Genomic DNA, 20,449 nt, shown 5'->3' on the forward strand with positions numbered 1-20,449 from the left:
TGTACAGTCCTGTTTACACTATAAACGAGGTGACATGAACGAAATCCACATCTCCCCCTCCGGCGACGACACCGCCCCCGGCACGCCCGAACGCCCCGTCGCCACCCTCCACCACGCCAGAGACCTCGCCAGGAAACTGGACGGCCCGGCCACCGTCATCCTGCACGAAGGCACTCACACCCTCGGCAGCTCCCTGGAGCTCACCGAGGCAGATGCGGAGACCACCTACCAGGGCCGGGGCGAGGTCGTCGTCAGCGGCGGCCGGCGGATCACCGGCTGGCGGGAGCTCGACGGGGTGTGGCGGGCAGAGGTGGGCGACCTCGACACCCGCCACCTCACCGTCGGCGGCCACCGGGCGACCCGGGCCTCGATCGACGCCATCCCCGGAAACGTGACGAAAACCGAGACAGGTTACGTCACGGACAGCATCGAGCCGCAGCAGTGGACCGGCCAGGCCGACATCGAGTTCGTCTACACCGGCGTCTACCCCTGGACCGAGGCGCGCTGCCCGGTCGCCGCCGTCTCCGGTGACGACCGCTCCACCACGATCACCATGGCCCAGCCCGCCTTCGGCTGGGCCACGGACCTGTACAACTCGGTGGTGCCCTGGGAGGAGGTCGAGTTCCACGGCCTCGGCCTGCCCACCCGCGTGGAGAACGCCGCCGCCTTCCTGACCGAGCCCGGCACCTTCACCCTCGACCGCACCGAGCCCGGCAGGCACGTCCTGCTGTACCGCCCGCGCCCCGGCGAGCACCCCGAACACACCACGGCCGTCGCCTCCGTACTGGAGACCCTGGTCAAGGCCACCGGCACCCGCGACCTCACCTTCCGTGGCATCACCTTCGCCGACGCCACCTGGCTGCACCCGAGCGGCCCCGAGGGCTTCCTGCACTATCACGGCACCGACTTCTACGCGGGCGGCACCATCGAGAAGGTCGTCTTCGGCGAGGACGCCTGGGTGACCGTCCCCAAGGACACGAAGACCGTCCCGGCCGGCCTCGTGTTCGCCGACACGACACACGCCACCGTCGTGGACTGCCGCTTCACCGCCCTCGGCGCCACCGCACTGGAGTTCGCCGCCGGCACCGGCGCCCTCGTCCGGGGCAACGTCTTCGAGAACGTCTCCGGCAGCGGCGTCGCGATCGGCGGCTCCCGTGGCACCCGCGTCGAGAACAACTGGATCCACCACGTCGGCCTCGACTACCCCGGCTGCCCCGGCATCGCGGTGACCGACGGCCATGACACCACGATCGCGCACAACCAGGTCAACGACATCCCACACTGCGGCATCGTGGTCGGCCCGGGCGAGGGCGCCAAGCTGCTGCGCAACCTGACCGTCCGCACGCTGTCGAAGCTGGCCGACGGCGGCGGCATCCGCGTGTCGGGCCCGCAGGGCACCTCGCACGCCGACGGCGCGCTCGTCCAGGGCAACGTGATCACCGACACGATCACGCCGTACAACTTCGGCCTCTACACCGACTACGGCGCCGCCTGGGTGACCGTCGAGGGGAACGTCGTGCGGCGCGGCGACAACACGGCCATCCTGCTCACCTCGCCGCCGCTGGAGCACGTCGTCTTCCGGGGCAACGTGTGGGACGCCGACCCGGTCGGCGCCGCGGAGCCGCCCGAGGGCGTCACCCTGGAGGACAACACCACGCTCACCGACCCGGACGCTCTCGACGCCCGTACGGCGGACATGACCGCACGGGCCGGTCTGGAACCCGGCTACACACACCTGCTCAACCGATGATCACCGGCCCCCACGGCGAGCGGGAACGCCCCCGCAGCCGTGGCGGGCGTGGTGTTGAAGCCGCGCCGGTCAGCGGGCTTGCGCACGATCTCCCCCGAGCAGGGCGCGGGCCCGTCAGCGTGGGAGCCGTCGAACTGATGACCGCCGAGTTCCGCTGGGCGTCGTCATTCGTCCTGCTGTGCAAGTGAAGGCGAGGGGGTCGGAGTCGGTATCACCGGCGACGGTGCGGGCTCTTCGTGGGGCGCGGAGCCCTTCGGGGCGTTCGTCCAGATGGCGGCGAAGCTGTCTGCCTCTCCATAGCCGGAGAGCACGCCCACGGCCCAGGCATCGCGGGTGCCCGGCCGGAAAGCGATCGCATTCACCATGGGCGCTCGCTCGCCGACTGGCAGGGCGATGGGCCTGCGCTGCCGCCCGGTGATGCTCACCAGCCCGGAAGTCGTCAGCAGGTTGCCGTCGGCGTCAGCGGCGAGCTGCCCGTGGTGACTGCCCTCCTGATCGAGTTGCCACCACCAGGAGGAGCCGTTCCAGTGCAGGAGCAGGGCCCGGCGGAACGGCACTTCCTCGGTGGCGTCCTTTTCATACGTCACGACGGTGGCACTCATCCAGACATCATGTGGCCCGAGCACCAGCAGGTCGTCGACCCCGACGTGGCCGACCACCTTGGGCTTGACCTCGTCCCGCAGGTTGATCCGGGGCACTGGGACGGTGGACCAGCGGCCGCCGTCCCAGTGCGAAAGACGTAGCCCGTCACCGGCCACCCATATCTGGTCGGGTCCCAGAGCGTCGATCGCCCGCGGTCGCGTGGCCAGGCGATGCCTCAGATTGTCGGCACACCGAGGCAGGGGCAGCTCCCGCCAGCCGACCGCATCCATGCGCTTGACCACTGCCTCATTGCCCGCGATCGTCTTGTACTCGCAGCCGTCCACGACTTCTGGAGCGCCGTGCAGGTGGCGGCTCCCCACCGTCCACACCGACCCGTCCTTCGACACCGCCACGTCCGTGAGGTTATCGTCGGGTAAGGCTGCGACCAGCCGCCAGCCGTCCTTGGGCGCCAGGCTTGGCGCCTGCGCCGGCGGCGGACAGCCCGGCGTCGGTGAGGCCGACTGGCTCCGAGCGCCGGATCCACCTGCGGAGCAGGCGGTCAAACCAAGCGCCAGAACGACGATCAGCATGCGCACCCCCACAGATTAGGGGAAACGTGATCGCACGTTCTGAATCCAGCGACATACTCACGGCTGCCAGCGCCGTTGCGACTGAGCCACCCCAGTGATCTTCTCGAAGCACCCGCTCAGGTCGCGTCTCCGGACATGATCAAGCTCCACAGTTCGTTCACTCTGCTGGTCGTGGTCTCGGGGCTGAGGTGGACCACGTGGCCGGGGCCGGTTCGGTCGGTACGGCGGATCCAGTGCAAGCCGCCGATGGCCAGTTCCTCGTACTCCACCGGCCGGCAGCGGCAACTCGACCGCACGACCCGAGGCAACCGCCCGAAGCGTAGCCTCCACATGTTGCCCCCGACCTGCCACTTCACCCGAAAGGACCGCGGCGAACTCGGGGCCGGACAGTCGTCCTCACCGCATCGCGGCCTCGCCGGCTCCTCCCCGAACGGCCGCTGGGCAGGCACCACCGCCAGATCAGGGCCGTTCACGACGCCCTGCCGCAGACAGTGGCGATGCCGCCGACGAACGTGACCCCTCCGGGAGCGAGGAAGGCCTCGAACGACGCTTCCGCCCAGCTCCACCGGCCGTCGGAGAACAATTCCCGGACCCTGTCCGCAGGCCGGAGCGTCAGCGGAGCGCCGGTTTCCCCGCACGCGGCGGCGGCCGCCTCGACTCTCCGCTCGTCCAGGCCGTTATCGCAGGTCTGGGTGAAGATCAGTACGCTGCCGCCGGGCAGTTCGCCGAGCAGAGTGTCCAGGACGTCAGCCAGCTCGCCGTCGGTGAGGTGCTCGGCCAGCGCCGCCATCACGACGACGACCGGCTCGCCGAAGTCGATCCACAGCCGGACGCGGGGATGGTCGAGGACACGGCCGAGGTCGCCGCGCACGTCGGCCCGCATCACCTGAACGGCGTCACCGCCCGCGAGCAGGGCGCGGGCGTGAGCGACCACCACCGGGTCGTGGTCCACGTACAGGACCCGGGCGCCCGGGTCTCCCGCCAGGGCCGCCCCGTGAACGGTCTCCCTGAGGGGGTATCCGCAGCCGAGATCGACGAACAGGCCGAAGCCCAGCCCGGCCACCGTCCGCACCGCCTCCAGCGCGAAGCGGCGAACAGCCCACGCGGCGTCCGCCAGGCCCGGCAGGCACTTCTCCAACGTCGCGGCGACCCTCCGGTCGGCGAGCGAATTGTCCCTCTCCCCGAGCAGACAGTTGTGGACGCGAGCGGCATTGGGCCTGCTCCGGTCCAGCGCCGGGTGTAGGGCGAGATCTCCCGGGATCCAGTGGGCGGGAGGGCTTGTTGTGGCTATGTTGGTCATGGGTCGGACCTCGATCCGATCAAGGGCTCGACGCGCGCGTCGCAAGCGGTGTGCGTCGAGCCCGACTTGTCGTGGACGGCTGGGCACGGTGTGCTCAGCGCTCCCTTACCGAGGCGGCAGGCCCTCGCTCTCCACGGAGTCCTTCGCCAGCAGCGCACTCAGCGACGGAATGTCGGCGGCACGGTGCACACGGTCACGCTCGGTCGAGTACCGGGCCACCCAATCGCTGTGGCGACCGGCCGGGTCTACTTCACGTGAAATGTCCCACTCGACATATTCGGCCTGGAGTATCTCCGCCGGGCTGGGCAACCAGGCCCCGAGTTCGCGCAATGGCTTGTCCACATGCATTGTCCACACCTCCGCCTGACGTGAAGGTATGCTGCGGCACCAAGCGGACAACAGAAACGCGGCGCATCCATTCGGACACGCCGCGCCGGTAAGGAATACGGAGCGTATTCCTACTCGTCGAGATCGAGGAAATCGACGAGTTCACGTTGGTCGGTGGATAGCGACCGTGTTCTACTTTGCACGATTTCTTCTGTTACGTCACGGGCGGACTGCTGGTACTGCAGCCATTCGCCGTGCTGGCGCCGCAACTGCGTCATCACCTCGGTCGCCTTTTCGGTGTTGCCCACCCGCACCAGCGCTCGCGCTCTGTCGAGGCGGGCCCGGTTGTACGTCGAGGAGTCGGTGCGGCCGACGTCGCGAGGGAGGGCGTCCATTGCTTCCAGAGCCTTGTCGGGGCGGCCCTCGATCATCGCGTTCTCGGGCTCCTGAAGCGCGGCGGTCAGCGGCCCAAAGGTGTTCTGCCCACCGAGCGCGTGCTCGTGGCCGAGCCGGGCACCGGCGGCCTTGGCCAGGGAGAGGTACTCAGCGGCTTCTCCGGACCGGTTGTTGCGGATGGCCCCCGCACTGGCCCGCATGAGCATCCAGCCCCATGCGGAGAGCTCGTCGGGAGTAGCAGTGGACATCCTCGGCTCGATCTGGTCGGCGACGCTTGAGCAGAGTCGTTCGACCTCGTCGAAGCGCCCTTGCCTCAGCATCGCCCACGCCTGGCCGGACATCGCTGAGGCGGCGAGGGCCTGGTCGCCTGCGGCGACGGCGTCACGCGTCGCGTCCTGAAGCGTCAGCAGTGCCAGGTCGTGAGCGCGGATCTGGATGAGGTATCGGCCGGAGAGAGCGAGCACGGCGGAGCGTGTTCTGCGGGCCTGCGTCCGCTCGGCGCCGTCGAGGTGGGCGACATGGTAGTTCGCGGACCGGATGAGCGCGGGCAGCAGATATGCCAGGTCTTCGTATCGGTCGGCGTGGTAGACGCGGTTGACCGCGGCGGCGGCATCGACGAGCCGGGACAGCGCGACGTCGTCGTGGTCGGCGGTACCGAGGATGGGGGTGCCGTCGAAGCCGATGGGCGGGGTGATGGCAGAGCGTATCGCCGCGAGAACCGTGTCGTCGCCGTTGTCTGCGGTGGGACGCGGCGGGCCGGCGGCGACGAACCAGACGGTGGTGACACCGAGTACCTTCGCGATCTGCCGGAAGGTTTCCATTCGGGCGGTCCCGCCCTGTTCGATCTTTTTTATGACAGGAACGGATAGATTCGCCATTTCAGCGAGATCTTCCTGGGTGAGTCCGCGCCGCTTACGCAACTCGCGGAGCCGCGCACCCGGCTCCGTGTTAACGTTTGCCATGGCTCTGCACCTCCTGATTCTTTCGCAAGTTCAGGCTAAAGGCGCAGAGCCTCTTCATGCGAAGGCTTCAGCAGAACGCCCGATTTTCGGCTGCACCGAAAACGCGCTTTCGGCTCTCATTCATTCAGCACTGGGAGCCGCCGCCGACTGCCTGCGGACCTCCTCGTTCACCTCGACGGCGCCGACCCGATCTGACAGGGCGCCAACACCGGCGAACTCCACGATGCGAAGGCCACCATGACACCTCAGCCCTGCCTCTCCGGCATCGGTCGGCAGCTCGTCGGGTTGGTCGCGACGGTGATCCGTGAGTTGCGGCCGCAGCTCGTCGAGGCGGCGCTGTCGGGCGACCGTTCGGAGCGGCGCAACGTCCGACATGCGAGCAACTTCCTGTCGGCGTACGACCTGGCGATGCACGAGCGCTACCGCCGGTTGCTGGCGGAGATTCTTCCCTCTTTCGTATACGTGTCAGAGGAAGCGGACCCCGAGGTGATCGGCGACGATCCGGACCCGGACCTCTGCGTCCTGGTCGATCCGCTCGACACCAGCGAAATGGCGGTTCGCGCGCTGTGTGGATACACCCACGTGCTGGTCTATTCGCGCAGCCTCGCCCGCCCGATCGCCGCCGTCGTGGGCGACATCTTCCATCACCTGCAGATCTATGTCGCCGCCCGTGACGACGACGGCGTGGATCGTGCCTTCGTCTTCACTCAGGAAGGCGCATCGCATTCTCTGGAGCTGACCCGGTCCGCCCCGCTGGCGGAGGCGCTGGTCACCAATTTCTTCATGAAGCCCGAGCGCTTCACATCGCTGGCAGGGCAGACCGGGTTGGTCGAAGCGCTTGGCCGTCCCTCTACAGACGGTTCAAGCCGGGGCCGGATCGGCGTGGACTTCGGTTCCATCGGGCTATGCCATGTCGCCGCCGGATTCAGTGACGCCATGGTCGAGTTCGCCAAGGGATTCGCCACCTGGGATCTCGCCCCTGGTCACTACATCCTGCACGCGGCCGGGGGTGTGGTCCTGGATCTCGGCGGCGACGCCATTCCGATGGAGTACGGGTTCGGCACCCTGACCGACATCGCGAAGGCGATGGCCAACCGGTACAAGTTCGTCGCCGCGTCCGGCCTGCCCCTGGCGAGAGAAATCCTCACCAGTCTCCGCGACTGAGCACGAACCGCGCCCCTGACACCGCCGTCAGCGACTGATCACCCGTTCGGGCGCGTCCAGCCAGATCCGCCGGCCCTCACCGGTGACGGTCATGCCGAAGCGGTCGCGGACCGGCTCGCCCCAGCTCACCCATCGGAAGTAGGCGTCGCAGATCTCGTCCCACAGCGGCCGGTCGCCGAGTTGGTACACGCTGAACTCGGTCAGGCCGGGCTCGTGGCCGACGAGCGTCCAGGTGCCCGGGTCGGCTTGGTCCATCACCCACAGCAGGAGCCGCCCGTCCTGCTGGCGGGTGGTGACCTGAAGCCCGGTCTGGGCCGCCATCGCCAAGGTCGCGCCGCTGGGCGCGCAGGCGATGAGGCGCGGGTCGATCCGGGTGGTGAGGTCCTGGCCGCTGCCGTCGTCCGGCGCGGCGTCGGCCGGGCGCTGGGAGCGTATCGGCATGTAGGCGGCGAAACCCACGAACCGCCCCTGAGCTCTGCCGTCCGGCAGGACGGTGAGCCGCAGTCCGTGCCCGTCGCCCAGCCCGGTGGAGTACGGCAGCACGATCACGGCACCCGGCCTGCTCTGGACGATCCACTCCTGCGGCACCGTGTGGACACCGCAGGTGACGTGCACCCGGTCGAAGGGGGCGTGGTCCGGCCATCCGGCGGCGCCGTCGCCCACGATCAGGTGCGGCTGGACACCGGCGGCGGCGAGATTCTTCGCGGCCCCCTCGGCGACGGAGGGGTCCACCTCTATGGAGGTGACGTTGGCCGCGCCGACGAGATGAGACAGCAGGGCGGCGGTCCAGCCGGTGCCGGTACCGACCTCCAGCACCCGATGGCCGGGCTCGGGGTCCAGCCAGCCCAGTAGGTCCGCCACGGTGCTCGGTGCGGACGCGGCCGAGGTGGGGTCACCGGCGCCCAGCACGATCTCACCGTTCCCGTCGTCGACCTGCGTGACGATCGCGGAGTCGCTGTAGACGGCCGCCAGCCAGTCGTCCGGGCGGGCGCGGCGGTCGATGATCCACTCGATCTCGTCCGCGCCGAGAAACGCCTGCCCGAGAGGGGGAACGAACCGATGGCGCGGTACGGCCCGCATCGCGTCGTAAACGCGTCGGGTGCGGTGTGGAGCGGCCGGAATCTGCCCGATCATCCGCTCCACATGGGCCTCGACGTCCTGGATGGGGTCGGTCACTTCTTGTCGCCACCGCGCTTGCCGCCACTGGGGTTTCTGTCGCCCTGCTCGGGCTTGATCGGCGCGGGCTTGAGGGGCTTGTCCTTCTTCGGTTCGCCCTTGTGCTCGCCCATTCTGGGCTCCTTCCGCCTCGCTCGGATGGTGTTCCCCGTCACCGTAAGCCACGCCGGGACTACACGGCGATCCCCTTGCGGATGTCGGCGTCCTTCCCACGGGGCCAGGCCGTTGTCACGACCTGTCGAAATCGGGTTTCTGCGCGGTCGTCAAGGGCGGACCAGTCGGTACGGCTGGCGGGGCCGTCCCGTTCGGAACCCTTGACCGCCGACGGCAACGGTCACCCGGTGCCCGGCGGGCCGCCTGGGGAGATCAGTCCGGTTTCGTAGGCCAGGACGACGGCTTGGACCCGGTCGCGGAGGCCGAGCTTGGACAGGATGCGGGCGACGTGGGTCTTCACCGTCGTCGCGCTGAGCGTCAGCCGATCGGCCAGTTCGGCGTTGCTCAGACCGGTGGCGAGCAGACGGAGCACCTCCAGTTCGCGCGGCGTCAGCTCGGACAGATCACGGTGGAGGTCGGCCTTCGCCTCGTCGCGGGGCGCGAACCGCTCGATGAGGCGGCGGGTGATGGTCGGCGCGAGCAGGGCGTCGCCGGAGCGCACCAGACGCAGCGCCGCCACCAGGTGCTCGGGGCTGACGTCCTTGAGCAGGAAACCGCTGGCGCCGGCGGTGAGAGCGGCGTAGACGTAGTGGTCGAGATCGTACGTGGTCAGGATGACGACCCGGGTGAGGCCGACCCCGTCCGGCAGGGAGTCCGGTGGGGAGAGCGAGACGTCCACGGGTGTCCCGGCGGCGCGTACCCGCTCGATGAGGCCGTCGAGCCGGTCGAGTCCCGGCTGTGGTTCCAGCCCGTCGTCGCGGTTGTCGGCGCGACCGCCTTCCGTCCCGGCCAGCAGGCCCATGACGTTGCGCAGTTCGGCCATGGCGGCGCGGCCGCTGCTCTCGATGGCGAGCAGTGCCTGTTTGGACAGTTCCGGCTCGGCGTCCATCACCTTGCGCGCCGCGCCCGCCTGGATCACCATCACGCTCACATTGTGGGTCACCACATCGTGGAGTTCCGCGGCGATCCTGGCGCGTTCGGCCTCCACCGCCTTCCGCATGGCCTCCTCCTGCTCCCGTCGGAGTTCGGCCTGCCGATCCCGGCTCCGCCGCAGGAACCGGACGATGCTCGCGCAGACCCCGGCGCTCAGCAGCACGACGTACGGCCCCAGCCAACCGGGGAGACTGGGCACGATGGCCCGGTCCACGGCGCCGGCGAGCACCGCCGCGAGCAGGAGGCCGGCCACGGCGGGCACCCGGTTACGGCTGTGCGCGACGGCGCTGTAGCCGGCGATCGAGCAGCTCAGTACGGTGATCCAGGTCGCGCCACCGGTCGTGGCCAGCGCCGCCGACACCACCGTCCAGAAGGCGGCGAGCGGGTACCTGCGCCGGACCGCCAGCGGCAGAGCGGTCAACGCCACCAGAAGCATGGGCGGCTCGTACCCTGCGGAGCGCAGGGTGGGCGGCAGAGCGCCGAGGCCCTCCGGTGGCACCGGATAGGACGGAGGAACCGGAAGCGAAGGGAAGGCCGGAACAGACGGGAGAGCCGGAACAGACGGGAGAGCCGGAAGGGACGGGAACGCGGGAAGAGCCGGGACCACCGGGGCCGGAGGAGACGGAATCGCGGGAAGAGCCGGGACCACCGGGGAAGGGCGCAGTCGCAGCGACTCGATCAGCGGGTGCGACTGCACGTCCACGCGGTGGAGCGGGCCCTGGAGTCCTGCCGCCGCCATCAGCGCGGCGGCCGTCAGGAGGATCGCGAGCAGCGCGTCGGCGGCGAGAGCCCGGCGCGACGGACGGGCGGTTCGCGGTTCGGGCCGCAGTATGTCCCGCGCATATTGCCGCCAAAGCCGTCTTTCATCTGCTGCCACCTGCACATTGTCGCGTTCGCGGGAACTGCCGCACATCGGCTGCGGTGACCACGGCCGTGGTCCGTTGGGAGTACGTCGCAGGGATGACACCGCAGGCCGTTCGTTCTCCGGAGGCATCCGAGATGGGTACAGAGGCCGACGCGCACGGACTTCGGCCGTCCCTAGCCTCGTCCTCGCCAATGCGGGAAATCCCGCCAAATACCGAAAAGGGCGGACAGGTTCATGGGTCATATGACAGAGCCAGGCAGGCCGACGCGCACCGGCGTCTCCCAGCGCAGAAGGGGCCGGACCTTGCGCGGCGGTGTGGTCGCCGCCGGGTTGCTCGCCTACGTGGCGACCACGTCGACCGCGTCCGCAGAGTCCGTGGGCACCCCGTCCACGTCCAAGACCGCAGAGTCCGTGGACACCCGATCCACGCAGCCCGGGACCGCCCTATCCACCTCCGAGACCGCACAACCCGGGACCGCCGTATCCACCCCCGAGGCCGCGCAGTCCAGGACCGCCCCGTCCACGTCCGAGGCCGCGCAGTCCGGAAGCGCCTCCGCCGGTCCTTCTTCGACGCCGAACGGCACGCTCCGCCTGCCGGAACCGACCGGTTCGCGGCCGGTCGGCACCACCTTCCTGTACCTGCAGGACACCTCCCGCTCCGACCCCTGGGTCCCGTCGGTGAAAGCCCGGGAGCTCATGGTCTCCCTGTGGTACCCGGCCAGGTCGCCGGGCCGAGAGCGGGCCCGGTACATGACGCCGAAGGAGTCCGAGCTCCTGCTGAAGAGCGGGCGGATCACCAGCGTCCCGCCCGACGCGTTGAGCAGGACGCGGACCCACGCCTTCACCGACGTCGGCCCGGCAGGCCGGGCGCGCACCCTCCCCCTCGTCGTGCTCTCCCCCGGCCACAGCAAGCCCCGGACCGAACTCACGGCGCTGGCCGAGGACCTGGCGAGCCGAGGCCACGCGGTGGCCGCGATCGACCACACCTACGAGAACGTCGCCACGACCTTCCCCGACGGACGGGTCACCACCTGCGTCACGTGCGAGCTCAGCAAGACCCCGGAGTGGTGGGCGAAGCTCACGGGGGGCCGGGCGGCCGACGTCTCCTTCGTGCTCGACCAGTTGCTCGCACCGCGCCCGAAATGGAAGGGCGCCCGGCTGATCGACCCGTCTCGGGTCGCGATGGCCGGTCACTCCGTCGGAGGAGCGAGCGCCATCGCGACCATGCTGACGGACTCCCGGGTACGCGCCGGAATCAACATGGACGGCACCACCGAGATCCGCATCCCGGACGGCGGGCTGTCCCGGCCGGTGCTGCTCCTGGGCAAGCCCGCCACCTACACCCCGGGTAAGGGAGAGGCCGCCGCCACCTGGGAGCGTGACTGGAAGCAGCTGACCGGCTGGAAGCGCTGGCTCCTGGTGACCGGGACGGCGCACACGTCCTTCACCGACCTCGGCCTGCTGATGGACCAGCTCGGCATCGACGACGGTTCGGAACTGCCCGGTGACCGCGCCATGGACATCACCCGCGCGTACGTCGGGGCCTTCTTCGACCTGCACCTGCGCAACCGGCCCCAGCCCCTGCTGGACCGGCCGTCGAGCCGCCACCCCGAGGTCGAGCACTGCTCGCCCGAGACGAGAACCTGCCGGTAGGGCCGGACCAGCCGGTGGGGCAGAGGCTCAGGGGCCACCCTGCCGGTAGGAACGTCAGGGCCGAACCAGCCGGTACGGCTGGCGGGGCCGTCCCGCTTGGGAGCCCTTGACCGGGGGCATGGGCCAGGCCAGGCCCTCCTCCGCGAGGCTCTGCAGGACCCGGCGCGCGGAGCGCGGCGCCACCCCGAGCACGTCGGCCACGATCTCGGCGTCGACCACCAGCGCCTCCGGGCCGTCGCCCAGCCCGGCCACGAGCCGTTCGAGGAGCTTGGCCGCCTTGGTGGCGACCACGGGAACGGTGTCCTGCCTGCGGCGCTGCCGCAGCGGCAACGCCAGCACGGTGCCGTCGCCGCCGACCAGGTAGGCGGCGGCGGCTCCGGCGTCGCGGGCCTTGTCGACGGCGACGAGCGCGTTGGCGTCGGCGTCGCGGGCGGTGCCGCCGAGGCCGATGCCGACCTCGACGGGCACCCCGGCCTCCGACCGGATCCGGTCCATGAACGGCGCGACCCGGAAGCCGTCCGTCGCCTGGGCGAGGGCGCCGACGGTGGCGGTGACCACGTACCCGTTCTCGCCTCTGGGGGCCACGGTGGCCCCCATGACGCGGGCGTCGGCGAGCAGCGACTGGTGGAGCGACAGCCGCAGTTCCTGCTGCCAGTAGTTGCCGGGCCCCGAGTAGCTGGGCCGGGCGGAGGCGGCCAGTTCGACCACGGCGATGGCGATCTGGGACTCCTCCAGCCGGCTGCCGGTGCCGAGCAGCGCGGCGGTGTTGAGCGCCAGCCGCAGGGTGGAGGAGGTGGGCAGCACCCGGAGCACGGGCACGTTCGCGGCGGTGAGCGTCTTGGCGACGCTGCGCACGGTGGTGAGCGCCGCCGTGGTGGCGCCCTGCCGGTGGAGTTGCTCGTGGAAGGCGGCGAAGCCGCGCGCCGACTCGGGGTGGTCGTACTCGGACAGGTGGACGCCGGCGGTGCTCACCCCGATCTCGCCGTACGCCTCCTCGACGTCGGCGGCGGGCAGTGAGTCTATGCTGACCCGCGCCGGGTCGATGCCGTCGTCGAGCACGCCGCGCAGCAGGGCGGCGTACAGGCTGGCGCCGCTCATCGGCACGAACGTGGCCGGCACCGGCAGTTCGCCCGCCTGCCTGGCGAGGTCGTACTGGAGCGGCCCGCTGAACAGCACCACGTCTATGGTGTCGGCGATCTTCGAGAACTTCTCGTACGTCTCGTGCTCGCCCGCGAGCGGCGCGCCGACCAGGCGCCAGTCGCCCGCCACCGGCAGGTCGGCGCCGATCATCATGATCTGCTCGACCAGGTCGGGCGGCCCGACCACGCCGATCGCCACTCTCGACCGTGTCTCGGACCGCAACCGATCCATGATCGCTATCTCCCCAATCCGGTTCGCCACCGCAGGAGTCGCGTCATCGTCCCGCCGAGCACCGCCGCCCGGTCCTCCTCGGAAAGGCCACTGAAGATTACCCGGCCGAGCGACATACGAAGATCGATGAACGGGAAGTCGGAGCCGAAGACCACCCGGTCCGCGCCCAGTGCGTCCACCATTCTGGCAATGTCCTGGCCGCTGTTCAAAGAGCCGCACAACTCCAGCACCACCCCGGGGCACCGTTCCGCGGTCTCGATCGCGAGGTCGAAGCCGAGCGGCGTGCCCCCGGCGTGCCCGGCCAGGATGCGCGCGTCCGGGTGGCGGGTGGCGACCTCCTCGACGTGCCCGAGGTCGTTGTACGGCGAGCCGTCGAAGCTGTGGGTCAGCACGGGGCAGCCGGTACGCTGCGCGAACTCCCACACCGGCGCGTACCTTCGCCCGGTCAGCGGGTAGTCGTGCAGGTCGGGGTGGAGCTTGATGCCGCCGAAGGCGGGGTCGTCGCCCCACCGCGCCAGCTCGCCCACGGGGTCCTGCCACGGGTTGACGGTCAGGTAGCCGGTGAACCGGCCGGGCGCCGACCGGACGATCTCGGCCGTCTGCGCGTTGCCGTCCGAGGCGTCGAGCTGGATCGCCAGGTGGCTGGACAGCACCGCGTGCGCGACCCCGCACCGGTCCATGACCCGCACCATGGCCTGCGGCCCGGCGTCCGGGATGAAGAACAGACTGTACGGCCCGGCGTGCGCGTGCGCGTCCACGATCCGGACGTCGGTCTGCGCCCGGCGGTTTCGTACCGAGGTCTCGATGCTCACGCGGCCCTCGCCTCCGCGCGCAGCAGCCCGAGCAGGTTGCCGGAGCCGACGGCGGCCACGGCGCCGTCGTCGAGTTCCGACCACAGCAGCCGGGTGACGCTCTCCCCCGGGTCCCGGTACGGGGCCCCGGTGCCGAAGACGAGGCGCCCGGGTCCGAACCGGTCGGCCAGCCATTCGAGTCCGCAGTGTGAGGAGAGGTTGGCCAGGCCGAGGTGCACGTTGCCGGTGCGGGCGAGCACGCCCGCGGCCTGCCGCAGCACCCGGTAGCCGAGGCCGCCGACGACGATCGGCAGGGCCGGGCGGGCGGCGGCGACGGCTTCGACGGCGGCCCAGCCGGCCTGCTGCGCGTCGAGCAGCAGCGGCAGCCCGGCCGCCGCGACGGCGTCGAGTACGGGCGCGACGTCCGGCCCGGCGAGGTCGTAGCCGTGGTCGGCCGGGTAGGCGCGGACGGCGGCGACGCCGTGCGCGAGCGCCGAGGCGGCGAACTCCTCAGGGGTGCCGGTCTCCCCGCAGGTGGCGGGGAGCAGCACCCAGCAGGGCCGCAGCCGGGGCCGGCCCGCGACCAGTTCGGTGAGGCGCAGGTTGCCGGTGTGCGGGTCGTGCAGCCACGACCAGCTGTGGCTCACCAGCGCCTCGGAGATGCCGAAACGGTCCATTTCGGCCAGGGTGTGCGTGACCGTGCCCGGACCGACATCCCTGCGGGGGTGTCGCCCGAGCATCGCGTCAGCGTCGATCAGCATGAACCGTCCATCCGTCGGGGATCGTGGGGGGCTGGTCGCGGAAGGGGAACAGTCCGACGGTGAACCGGCCGTCGGTGCGACGCAGCCCGAGTGAGTGGATCTCGCCGTACTCGGCGCTCCTGGCCGAGGGGTCGGGGATGCGCGCAGGACCGTTCCCGTGCAGGACCTCCTCGGGCGGCAGCAGCGGTACGACGAGGAGGCCGGGCCCCTCCGCCGAGATCCAGCCGTCCTCGTGGGGACGCCACGGGGACAGGCCGTGCAGGAGCCAGACCGCCTCGGCGTCGATCCGGTCCTCGACGACCCAGTAGCCGGGGTCCTTCACGAACGTGACGCGGCGGTCGTGCCGCTGCGCGTAGCCGTGGTGGTGGCCGGCGAAGACGTCCACGTCGTCGGTGACGGAGAACAGGTCGCAGGCCGCCCGGCGGTCCTCCGTGTACTCCTGTCCCGGCACGAGCAGCGTGTTGTGCGCGCGGGTCGCCTGGTACCAGTCGTAGTAGCCGGGGTCGTCGTAGGAGGGCGGGCCGCCGCCCTCCCAGGCCAGTGGCCGCCCCCAGCCCTCGATCACGAAGTCGAGGGCGGCGTGGTGGCTGTGCGGCTCCAGCTCGTGGCCGACGTACGGGCCGTAGTTGACCACCGTGTGGAAGCCCGCGCCGCGGAAGACCGCGTAGCCGCTGGCCTCCAGATTGACCGAGCCGGCCGCCGGGTCGATGCCCTCCGGCCACACGACGCCGCTGTCCTGGAGGTGCGGCACCCAGCCGCCCGAGGTCGTGAGCGCGGCCAGCCAGTCGCGCATCGCCACGTGGCGGGGGTGGGCGGCCAGGGCGGGTTCGACGGCGGCGGCCCGGCGCAGCGCGTCCAGGCACATGCCGTGGTAGCCGGGCGAGCGTTCGTGGTGGCCGCCGTCGGCGCGGATGTCGCGGTCGAGGTGCTCGTCGATGCGGGCCAGCGCGAGTTCGGCCCACGCCTCGGACTCCGGCAGGTCGGCGAAGACGCGGGCCAGGTGCAGCAGTTCGCACACCGCGGCGAACTGCCAGTTGCCGTGGCGGAAGGAGTCGTGCTCCTCGGCCGTCCAGCGGGCGCCGCCGACGAGGGTCTTCATCATCTCCCGCCAGCACTCCTCGCCGAGCGCGTCGCCGAGGACGTGCAGCGCGTGCGTGAGGTGCATGCTCCTGGCCCACACGCCGAGGGAGTACCAGACCACGTCGAGGCCGGGCCAGTCGCCCTCGACCCGGTCGCGGCTCGCGTACCACTGGCGGAACAGGCGCTCCCACTCGGCCGCGTAGCGGGGGTCGCCGGTCTTCTCGTAGGCGGCGACGAGCGGGGTCATCCAGCGCAGGTAGTGGAAACCGTACAGGCGGGAGCGGCCGTGGCCCTTGTCGAGGAAGTCGACCTGCGTGCCGATGAGGTCGTCGGCGCCGTCGGCGGGCAACCCGGCCGGTACGGGCGCCCGCCACCGCCACGCGCGGCCCGCCGTACCGAGGAGGGCGTCGAGGTCGGCGTCGGGGATGTGCCGCATCCGCGTCGGATGCACGTGCGGCGGTTTCTCCACGCTCACGTGAGCCTCACCGGTGCCCCGGTGCGGGCCGACTCGTGGGCGGCGGCGAGCACGGCGGTCACGTCGCGCGAGCTCTCCACGCTGATGAGCGGCTCGGTGCCGGTGCGGGCGCAGTCCACGAAGTGGTGGATGGCGTCGCGGTAGGCGCCCGCCGGTACGCCGTGGACGACCCGCTGGAGCATGTTGCGCGGGTAGGTGTAGCCCTTGGCGGTGGCGAGCTGGATGTTCTCCTTCTGCCGGTCGAGCTGGATGACGCCGTCCTCGCCGACGACGGTGACGTAGCTGTCCACCATGGTCGGGAAGGTGTCAGGGTAGATCCAGGCGGACTCGAAGGTGGCGACGGCGCCCCGGCTGAAGCGGGCCTGGATCTGCATCGCGTCGGGGGTGTCGATGCCCATGCCGCGCAGCTTGCCGTGGCGGGCGGTGGCGTAGACCTCGACGACGCGGTCGTCGTACAGCCAGCTCACCAGGTCGATGTCGTGGCTGGACAGGAACCAGGCGCAGGTGGTCCGGTCGGCCCAGCGGATCATCTCGGTGGGGACGTGGATGGTGTCGTCCTTGCGGGCGTAGCCGACGACGGGCTCGCCGATCAGCTCCATCTGCTGCTTGGCCTGGGCGTAGGCGGGCACCCAGCGGTGGTTGAACAGGCACATGGCGATGACGCCCGCCTGCCTGATCGCGGCGACGGCGCGGTCGGCGTCGGCGACCGTGGTGGTGAAGGGTTTCTCGACCAGGATGTGCAGCCCGGCCTCGGCGGCGGCCACCATCAGGTCGGCGTGCAGGTGGTCGGGGGTGGTGATCGAGACGGCGTCCACGGTGCCGGAGGCGATCAGGTCGCGGTAGTCGGCGTAGACCGTGGCGTCCCCGAGGGGGCTGCGTGAGACGGCGGTCAGTTCGACGTCGGGGTGGGCGGTGAGCACTTCGGCGTGCCCCCTGCCCATGATCCCGGCGCCGACGATCCCCACTCTGAGCTTAGGCAAGTGCGTCATTCCATCGCTTCTCTGCTGTGTCCAGCGCTTCTTTGGCGGTCTTGGTGCCGGTGATGAAGGCCCTGACCTCCTCGGAGAGCAGTTCGCCGAGTTCGGCGTCCTTGGCGGTGCCGATCGGGACGTACTTCAGCTCCGGCAGGCCCTTCACGATCACGCTTCTGGCCACCGACATGGGGTCCGAGCCGGTGACGTCGGTGAAGAAGGGGTCCTTGGCCGAGGAGACGGTCGAGGGGTAGATCGGCACGATCTTGCAGAAGGCGAGCTGGTTGACGCCGTTGGTGAAGTACTTGATGAACTCGGCGGCGGCCTTCTTCTGCTTGGAGGCCCTGGGGATGGCGAAAGCCTGCTGGGCGAGCAGGAGGTAGCCGCCCTCCTTCATCCGGACGGGCGGGGTGACCGCCAGGTCCTGGTAGACGTCGGGCGCGTTCTTCTGCAGGTTGAGCAGTTCGGCCGCGTTGGCGGTCGCCTTGAAGGCGATCTGGCCGTTGTCGAGGGTCTGCGGGAGGTTGCGGGTGTCCTTGGAGACCGCGCCGGGCGCGATGCCCTCGGCGTCGTAGCTCTTCTTGAACTTCTCCAGGACGGCGAGGGCGTCGGGGGTGTTGAAGGCGGCCTTCTTCTTGTCGGCGGAGATCAGTTCGATGCCGTAGTAGCGCAGGGTGTTGTGGTCGGGCAGCGCGTTGAAGCCGTGGACCTTGGCCTGGTCGTGGACCTTGTCGGCCAGCGCGAGCGCCTCGTCGTAGCTGGTGGGCGGCTTCTCCGGGTCGAAGCCGACCTTGCCCATCACGGACTTGCGGTACATCGCGACGGGGGCGCCGCCGTTGTACCAGGGCACGGCGTACAGCTTGCCGCCGGTGCGCAGCGGCTCGACCAGGTTGGGCTGGAAGTCGGCGAGCTCGGCGGTGCCGAAGTAGGCGTCGAGCGGTTCGAGCGACGGCACGAAGCGGCCGAGCTCGATGGAGTTGACGTTGACGGCGTCCGGCACGTCGCCGCTGGCCACGGCGGCCAGCAGTTTGGTGGCGCTCTCCGTGCCCGGCACGTCCACCCAGTTGACCGTGACCTTGGGGTGCTGCTTCTGGTAGGCGGCGATGAGTCCGTCGATGTAGGCGCTGTAGTTCTTCTTGAGGTTGATCGTCCAGAACTCGACCTCCCCCTCGAAGGGCTGGTCGGAGGCGCTGCTCTCCGACGCGCCGGTGGTGCCGGCGACGCAGCCCGTCGTGAGGAACGAGAACGCGAGCGCTGCCGCTAAGAAGCTTCTGGGTGACATGTGGCCGTCCTTAATCGCTACTTTCGGCACAATGTCATCGCGCACTCTTGCCGTCAATCCCTGGGCTATGTACGCTGCAAAAAAATTTGGCCCGCCGTTATCCATCTTTAGGACTGCCAATGCCAGGACAGCGGTGGTACACCCCCTACCTCTTCGCCCTCCCGGCCCTCGCCCTGTTCGGGATCTTCTTCGTCTGGCCCCTCGCCACCGCGGTCCAGCTGTCGTTCATGAAGTACGACGTGGTCTCCCCGCCCGTCTTCGTCGGCCTGGACAACTTCGCGCGCCTGTTCGGCGACGAGCGGTTCTGGACGGCGACGCGCAACTCCCTGCTGTTCATGGCCGGGTTCCTGCCGCTGCTCGTCTTACTGCCGCTGCTGCTCGCCGTCCTCGTGAACCAGAAGCTGCCCGGGATCAGGACCTTCCGGATGCTCTACTACCTGCCGGTGATCACCTCGATGGTCGCCGTGGCAGTGGCCTGGGAGTACGTCTTCAACCAGCAGGGCGTCCTCAACTGGGTCCTCACCGGCGCCGGCCTGCTGGACCGGCCGATCCAGTACCTCCTCGACCCGTTCTGGGCGCTGCCCGCGCTCATCCTGGTCGAAGGCTGGAAGAGCATGGGCTTCTACATGATGGTCTACCTCGCCGGACTGCAGGCCATCGACTCGACGCTCTACGAGGCGGCCCGCGTCGACGGCTGCACCGCCTGGAACCGGCTGTGGCGCATCACGGTGCCGCTCATGGTCCCCTACCTCGCGGTCGCCACCACGATGGCGATGCTCGACGCGATGCAGGCCTTCACCTCCGTGTACGTCATGACCAGAGGCGGACCCCAGGACGCGACCCTGACCCTCGGCTACTACATCTGGTCGGCCGGGTTCGAGCACTACGAGATGGGCTACGCCAGCGCCGTCGGCCTCGTGCTCTGGGTGGCCATGATCGTCCTGGCGCTGGTCAACCACCGCCTCACCAGGGGGAGATCATGAGAACCAGACGCGCGGGAATGTACATCCTGCTCACGGCCATCGCCCTGGTCTTCGTCGGCCCGTTCCTCATCCTGCTGTCGTCGGGGCTGAAACCGGCGGGCCAGGCCGTCTTCTCCTTCCCGCCCGACATCATCCCCAGGCCGCCCGTGCTCGACTGGGTGAAGGAGGCGTGGACGGCGATCCCGTTCCCGCGCTACCTGCTCAACTCGATCCTGTACGTCGCCGCCATCGTCCCCGCCTACGTCCTGGTCTCGGCGCTGTGCGCCTACCCGCTGGCCCGGATGCGCTTCCGCGGCCGCAACCTCATCTTCCTGGCCATCCTGTCCACGATGTTCCTGCCGGGCGAGGTCACGCTCATCCCCCGTTTCCTCGTCGTCTCGCAACTCGGAATGGCCGACACCTACGCGGGAGTGATCCTGCCCGCGCTGCTGTCGGCGTTCGGGATCTTCCTGTTGCGCCAGACCTTCGCCGGGATCCCGCGCGAGATCGTGGACGCCGCCCGCACCGACGGCTGCAACGAACTGCGCGTCTTCTGGCACGTGATGCTGCCCTCCGCCCGGCCCACCCTCGCCGTGCTCGCGATCTTCGGGTTCATCTCGGTCTGGAACAGCTTCATCTGGCCGCTCGTGGTGCTGAAGGACTCCGCGAAGTACCCCATCGCGCTCGGCATCGCCTATCTGGCCGGGATCACCGGCACCGACGTCCGCACCCTGGCCGCGGGGACCATCATCTCGATCGTCCCGGTGGTCGTCATCTTTATGATCATGCAACGCCATGTCCTTGAGGGCATGCGGGGCGCAGTGAAAGGCTGATCGCGATGATCGTTTCCCGCCGACAGTTCACCCTGGGCGCATTAGGGGCAGGAGCCCTTGCCTCCCTCCCCT

18 protein-coding genes are annotated in these 20,449 nt (G+C 69.9%); 5 read left to right on the top strand and 13 right to left on the bottom strand.

Translation table 11 applies throughout. The features are described 5' to 3' along the window. Positions 1 to 34 precede the first annotated feature (34 nt). Positions 35 to 1,750 carry a right-handed parallel beta-helix repeat-containing protein gene (locus ABD120_RS20355; protein ID WP_343951526.1) on the top strand — a complete coding sequence of 572 codons (1,716 nt, stop codon included), beginning with the start codon at positions 35 to 37 and terminating at the stop codon, positions 1,748 to 1,750. 164 nt (positions 1,751 to 1,914) lie between these two features. Here ABD120_RS20355 and ABD120_RS20360 read toward each other — a convergent pair whose 3' ends face one another. The 5 genes from ABD120_RS20360 to ABD120_RS20380 all read right to left on the bottom strand — a co-directional run bounded on the left by ABD120_RS20360 (position 1,915) and on the right by ABD120_RS20380 (position 5,907). After that, a complete protein-coding gene (locus ABD120_RS20360) occupies positions 1,915 to 2,928 on the bottom strand; it encodes a hypothetical protein (protein WP_343951527.1) in 1,014 nt (337 codons plus the stop codon). A gap of 110 nt (positions 2,929 to 3,038) precedes the next feature. Further along, positions 3,039 to 3,218 (bottom strand): hypothetical protein, encoded by a 180-nt coding sequence (locus ABD120_RS20365; protein WP_343951528.1) that lies wholly within the window; start codon positions 3,216 to 3,218, stop codon positions 3,039 to 3,041. A gap of 173 nt (positions 3,219 to 3,391) precedes the next feature. Continuing rightward, positions 3,392 to 4,222, bottom strand: coding sequence for an SAM-dependent methyltransferase (locus ABD120_RS20370; RefSeq protein ID WP_343951529.1), 831 nt, complete (start codon positions 4,220 to 4,222; stop codon positions 3,392 to 3,394). 105 nt (positions 4,223 to 4,327) lie between these two features. Next, positions 4,328 to 4,570 (bottom strand): hypothetical protein, encoded by a 243-nt coding sequence (locus ABD120_RS20375; protein WP_343951530.1) that lies wholly within the window; start codon positions 4,568 to 4,570, stop codon positions 4,328 to 4,330. A gap of 110 nt (positions 4,571 to 4,680) precedes the next feature. Further along, positions 4,681 to 5,907, bottom strand: a complete 1,227-nt coding sequence (locus tag ABD120_RS20380; RefSeq protein WP_343951531.1) for a helix-turn-helix domain-containing protein — start codon at positions 5,905 to 5,907, stop codon at positions 4,681 to 4,683. A 237-nt stretch (positions 5,908 to 6,144) separates the two neighbouring features. On the opposite strand from ABD120_RS20380, the gene ABD120_RS20385 reads away from it, so the two are divergent. After that, positions 6,145 to 7,071 (top strand): inositol monophosphatase family protein, encoded by a 927-nt coding sequence (locus ABD120_RS20385; protein ID WP_343951532.1) that lies wholly within the window; start codon positions 6,145 to 6,147, stop codon positions 7,069 to 7,071. Between the two features lie 27 nt (positions 7,072 to 7,098). On the opposite strand, the gene ABD120_RS20390 is transcribed toward ABD120_RS20385, so the two are convergent. Beyond that, complete coding sequence (locus ABD120_RS20390) at positions 7,099 to 8,247, bottom strand: methyltransferase domain-containing protein (RefSeq protein WP_343951533.1); 1,149 nt, start codon at positions 8,245 to 8,247, stop codon at positions 7,099 to 7,101. Positions 8,248 to 8,581: 334 nt separating this feature from the next. Next, a complete protein-coding gene (locus tag ABD120_RS39835; protein WP_425564010.1) occupies positions 8,582 to 9,769 on the bottom strand; it encodes a LuxR C-terminal-related transcriptional regulator in 1,188 nt (395 codons plus the stop codon). Between the two features lie 672 nt (positions 9,770 to 10,441). Here ABD120_RS39835 and ABD120_RS20405 point away from each other — a divergent pair. Next, positions 10,442 to 11,851 carry an alpha/beta hydrolase family protein gene (locus ABD120_RS20405; protein WP_343951534.1) on the top strand — a complete coding sequence of 470 codons (1,410 nt, stop codon included), beginning with the start codon at positions 10,442 to 10,444 and terminating at the stop codon, positions 11,849 to 11,851. A gap of 54 nt (positions 11,852 to 11,905) precedes the next feature. On the opposite strand, the gene ABD120_RS20410 is transcribed toward ABD120_RS20405, so the two are convergent. Genes ABD120_RS20410 through ABD120_RS20435 form a run of 6 tightly spaced genes read right to left on the bottom strand, consistent with a single transcriptional unit; the run spans position 11,906 to position 18,582 of the window. Beyond that, positions 11,906 to 13,213 (bottom strand): transcriptional regulator, encoded by a 1,308-nt coding sequence (locus tag ABD120_RS20410; protein ID WP_343951535.1) that lies wholly within the window; start codon positions 13,211 to 13,213, stop codon positions 11,906 to 11,908. 14 nt (positions 13,214 to 13,227) lie between these two features. Continuing rightward, positions 13,228 to 14,034 carry an amidohydrolase family protein gene (locus tag ABD120_RS20415; protein ID WP_343951536.1) on the bottom strand — a complete coding sequence of 269 codons (807 nt, stop codon included), beginning with the start codon at positions 14,032 to 14,034 and terminating at the stop codon, positions 13,228 to 13,230. After that, on the bottom strand, positions 14,031 to 14,774 hold the full coding sequence (locus ABD120_RS20420) for an amidohydrolase family protein (protein WP_343951537.1): 744 nt from the start codon (positions 14,772 to 14,774) through the stop codon (positions 14,031 to 14,033). The genes ABD120_RS20415 and ABD120_RS20420 overlap by 4 nt, the downstream gene beginning before the upstream one ends. Further along, positions 14,758 to 16,329 (bottom strand): heparinase II/III domain-containing protein, encoded by a 1,572-nt coding sequence (locus ABD120_RS20425; RefSeq protein ID WP_343951538.1) that lies wholly within the window; start codon positions 16,327 to 16,329, stop codon positions 14,758 to 14,760. The genes ABD120_RS20420 and ABD120_RS20425 overlap by 17 nt, the downstream gene beginning before the upstream one ends. After that, positions 16,326 to 17,318: a Gfo/Idh/MocA family protein gene (locus ABD120_RS20430; protein ID WP_343951539.1), complete on the bottom strand. Its 993-nt coding sequence runs from the start codon at positions 17,316 to 17,318 to the stop codon at positions 16,326 to 16,328. The genes ABD120_RS20425 and ABD120_RS20430 overlap by 4 nt, the downstream gene beginning before the upstream one ends. Next, the gene (locus ABD120_RS20435) at positions 17,302 to 18,582 is read right to left on the bottom strand and encodes an ABC transporter substrate-binding protein (protein WP_343951540.1); all 1,281 of its coding nucleotides are present in this window, start codon (positions 18,580 to 18,582) and stop codon (positions 17,302 to 17,304) included. The genes ABD120_RS20430 and ABD120_RS20435 overlap by 17 nt, the downstream gene beginning before the upstream one ends. A gap of 119 nt (positions 18,583 to 18,701) precedes the next feature. Here ABD120_RS20435 and ABD120_RS20440 point away from each other — a divergent pair, with 119 nt between their 5' ends. Together ABD120_RS20440 and ABD120_RS20445 are read left to right on the top strand one after the other, a co-directional pair. Next, the gene (locus tag ABD120_RS20440; RefSeq protein ID WP_343951541.1) at positions 18,702 to 19,565 is read left to right on the top strand and encodes a carbohydrate ABC transporter permease; all 864 of its coding nucleotides are present in this window, start codon (positions 18,702 to 18,704) and stop codon (positions 19,563 to 19,565) included. After that, on the top strand, positions 19,562 to 20,377 hold the full coding sequence (locus ABD120_RS20445) for a carbohydrate ABC transporter permease (RefSeq protein ID WP_343951542.1): 816 nt from the start codon (positions 19,562 to 19,564) through the stop codon (positions 20,375 to 20,377). The genes ABD120_RS20440 and ABD120_RS20445 overlap by 4 nt, the downstream gene beginning before the upstream one ends. Positions 20,378 to 20,449 lie beyond the last annotated feature (72 nt).

It is taken from the genome of Nonomuraea longicatena, from assembly GCF_039525605.1.
GTDB classification, from domain to species: Bacteria; Actinomycetota; Actinomycetes; order Streptosporangiales; family Streptosporangiaceae; genus Nonomuraea; species Nonomuraea longicatena.

What these genes read in the sequence shown, in the direction of transcription:
- ABD120_RS20355 (WP_343951526.1), top strand. Translation starts at nt 35, where the DNA reads ATGAACGAAATCCACATCTCCCCCTCCGGCGACGACACCGCCCCCGGC.
- ABD120_RS20370 (WP_343951529.1), bottom strand. Translation starts at nt 4,222, where the DNA reads ATGACCAACATAGCCACAACAAGCCCTCCCGCCCACTGGATCCCGGGA.
- ABD120_RS20375 (WP_343951530.1), bottom strand. Translation starts at nt 4,570, where the DNA reads ATGCATGTGGACAAGCCATTGCGCGAACTCGGGGCCTGGTTGCCCAGC.
- ABD120_RS20380 (WP_343951531.1), bottom strand. Translation starts at nt 5,907, where the DNA reads ATGGCAAACGTTAACACGGAGCCGGGTGCGCGGCTCCGCGAGTTGCGT.
- ABD120_RS20385 (WP_343951532.1), top strand. Translation starts at nt 6,145, where the DNA reads ATGACACCTCAGCCCTGCCTCTCCGGCATCGGTCGGCAGCTCGTCGGG.
- ABD120_RS39835 (WP_425564010.1), bottom strand. Translation starts at nt 9,769, where the DNA reads ATGCTTCTGGTGGCGTTGACCGCTCTGCCGCTGGCGGTCCGGCGCAGG.
- ABD120_RS20405 (WP_343951534.1), top strand. Translation starts at nt 10,442, where the DNA reads ATGACAGAGCCAGGCAGGCCGACGCGCACCGGCGTCTCCCAGCGCAGA.
- ABD120_RS20420 (WP_343951537.1), bottom strand. Translation starts at nt 14,774, where the DNA reads ATGCTGATCGACGCTGACGCGATGCTCGGGCGACACCCCCGCAGGGAT.
- ABD120_RS20430 (WP_343951539.1), bottom strand. Translation starts at nt 17,318, where the DNA reads ATGACGCACTTGCCTAAGCTCAGAGTGGGGATCGTCGGCGCCGGGATC.
- ABD120_RS20435 (WP_343951540.1), bottom strand. Translation starts at nt 18,582, where the DNA reads ATGTCACCCAGAAGCTTCTTAGCGGCAGCGCTCGCGTTCTCGTTCCTC.
- ABD120_RS20440 (WP_343951541.1), top strand. Translation starts at nt 18,702, where the DNA reads ATGCCAGGACAGCGGTGGTACACCCCCTACCTCTTCGCCCTCCCGGCC.
- ABD120_RS20445 (WP_343951542.1), top strand. Translation starts at nt 19,562, where the DNA reads ATGAGAACCAGACGCGCGGGAATGTACATCCTGCTCACGGCCATCGCC.